5 protein-coding genes are annotated in these 1,663 nt (G+C 38.4%); all 5 read left to right on the plus strand.

The annotated features are described in order from the left end of the window. Positions 1-343 (plus strand): YopX family protein (locus KTE19_RS13525; protein WP_217342502.1); only part of this gene is annotated, 343 nt, incomplete at its 5' end. Continuing rightward, the gene (locus KTE19_RS13530) at positions 340-531 is read left to right on the plus strand and encodes a hypothetical protein (protein ID WP_249778672.1); all 192 of its coding nucleotides are present in this window, start codon (positions 340-342) and stop codon (positions 529-531) included. The genes KTE19_RS13525 and KTE19_RS13530, both read left to right, overlap by 4 nt. Positions 532-547: 16 nt before the next feature. Continuing rightward, positions 548-763 carry a hypothetical protein gene (locus tag KTE19_RS13535; RefSeq protein ID WP_217342503.1) on the plus strand — a complete coding sequence of 72 codons (216 nt, stop codon included), beginning with the start codon at positions 548-550 and terminating at the stop codon, positions 761-763. Continuing rightward, complete coding sequence (locus KTE19_RS13540; RefSeq protein WP_217342504.1) at positions 760-990, plus strand: hypothetical protein; 231 nt, start codon at positions 760-762, stop codon at positions 988-990. The genes KTE19_RS13535 and KTE19_RS13540 overlap by 4 nt, the downstream gene beginning before the upstream one ends. Positions 991-994: 4 nt before the next feature. Next, a complete protein-coding gene (locus KTE19_RS13545) occupies positions 995-1,501 on the plus strand; it encodes a hypothetical protein (protein WP_217342505.1) in 507 nt (168 codons plus the stop codon). Positions 1,502-1,663 lie beyond the last annotated feature (162 nt).

Here is a 1,663-nt window from a genome sequence, read left to right on the forward strand (position 1 = left end):
GTTCAGAGCATGGCATATGCCATTCGGCAGCAAAGGTCCAATGCAAGAGATGCTTCATAGACGTGCAAGTAGCATTTTGAGCTTTGCTGAAATGAATCCGGGCGCTTACATTGTTGAGCAATTTACCGGTTTAAAAGATAAGAATGGCAAAGATGTTTACGAGGGGGATTTATTAAAAATTAAGTACCCTTTTAGTGATAATGATGAAATATGTGAGGTTAAATGGTCAAACTCAGACGCCGGGTTTATTATTGGTAGTTTTCAATTTTGGATAGTCGTTCCCAATTCTGTTGTGGTGGGCAATGTGCATGAAGATAAGGACTTATTGGAGGCAGATAAATGAAGATCTATTGTTATTTCGTTCCGAAGTATACTTTTGTAGCTGAGCATCGTGTTTTTAAGGTAGGCGAGGAATACCCAGTTTACATCCGAGAAGATTATTTTACGTTGGTTGCTGAAAATGGCGAGTTTAACCTAACCAAAAAGGCCTCGACGAGACCGTTAAAAATTGGAAGGACGCAGTTAAAGTAAAAATGGAGGCAGACAAATGAGCCAGTTTGAATATGAAGCAATGTCAGAAAAAGGGATTATTGAAAGCACTTTTGGAATTCAGCCAAATTCAGATGGTACCTTTACCTTTATTATGAATCAAAAGTATCCTCACAAGAAAGATAAGGCTATTCAAATGCGGTTTACCAAGAATGGTTTGAGTGCCATTACTGGAATGTTACGCCTTCTTGAATCTCGGGAGGCAGATAAATGAGCGATGATATGTATCACTACGGCACAACTAATAAGATGCAATGGATTAAGTTAGAACGAGCAAGCGAACCTGTCGAAGATTGGATTAAAGTTGATCAGATTCAAGCAATTTTAGGCCAAGATGATCCTGGAGAAATTCGCATCATTCTTGCTGGTAACACAGTCGGCAGTAATTACAAATATGATTTTGAAAAAGTTGCTGATCTGCTGGCTAATATTTTGAGGTGATTGAATGGCAACGGTAGACTATCAGGTTTCAAAACACTTCTACGATAGATTGAATCAACGTTTTAATGTGCCGGTAAGTGAGGCTCAAAAGTGGATTAAGCGGTTCTTTGCAAACGCCGTTAAGGACCATTGTGAAGAAAATGGGCGTAAATCCCTATTTAAAAAAGATAACATTTGGGTAGTGACTGTCCCTCAGCAAAAGATATTAGTAACGGTTTACAGTGAAGATCGAGTAGCTGATAAACTCACTATTCAAAATGTGGAAATTAAGCAGGCGATTAGCCAAGCATTGAAGCAATTGAAATATCAGGTCATTAAACGCCAGTCTCAGCAGAATGAAGTGGCAATTCGTGAAGCTCAACTGTATAACCAAGCGATCGCGCATGCTCGAAATAATCGTTTTCTAGATCAAAAATATGCTTCTCTAAAAGCGGAGATGGTTCCCATTATGTATAACCAGGCTAAGTGTGAAGATATCCTAGCTGAAATTGAAAAGATTGAAAATTATTGAATAAAAAAGCTCCCGTTTCCGGAAGCCGAGGTGATGTTAATTAATAGGCAATTTCAGTATAACATCAACTAAGGTGACAATAAAGGAGTTGCGTTATGGGTAAGACTGACATGATTGAATTATTTCCAGAAGTAAATAAAAAAGAAACGGTTGACCGGGTTA

The sequence above is a fragment of the Lentilactobacillus dabitei genome (genome assembly GCF_019061365.1).
Classification (GTDB): domain Bacteria; phylum Bacillota; class Bacilli; order Lactobacillales; family Lactobacillaceae; genus Lentilactobacillus; species Lentilactobacillus dabitei.

Excerpts from the sequence above, each read along its gene's own strand:
- KTE19_RS13530 (WP_249778672.1), top strand. The coding sequence starts at position 340 with ATGAAGATCTATTGTTATTTCGTTCCGAAGTATACTTTTGTAGCTGAG.
- KTE19_RS13535 (WP_217342503.1), top strand. The coding sequence starts at position 548 with ATGAGCCAGTTTGAATATGAAGCAATGTCAGAAAAAGGGATTATTGAA.
- KTE19_RS13540 (WP_217342504.1), top strand. The coding sequence starts at position 760 with ATGAGCGATGATATGTATCACTACGGCACAACTAATAAGATGCAATGG.
- KTE19_RS13545 (WP_217342505.1), top strand. The coding sequence starts at position 995 with ATGGCAACGGTAGACTATCAGGTTTCAAAACACTTCTACGATAGATTG.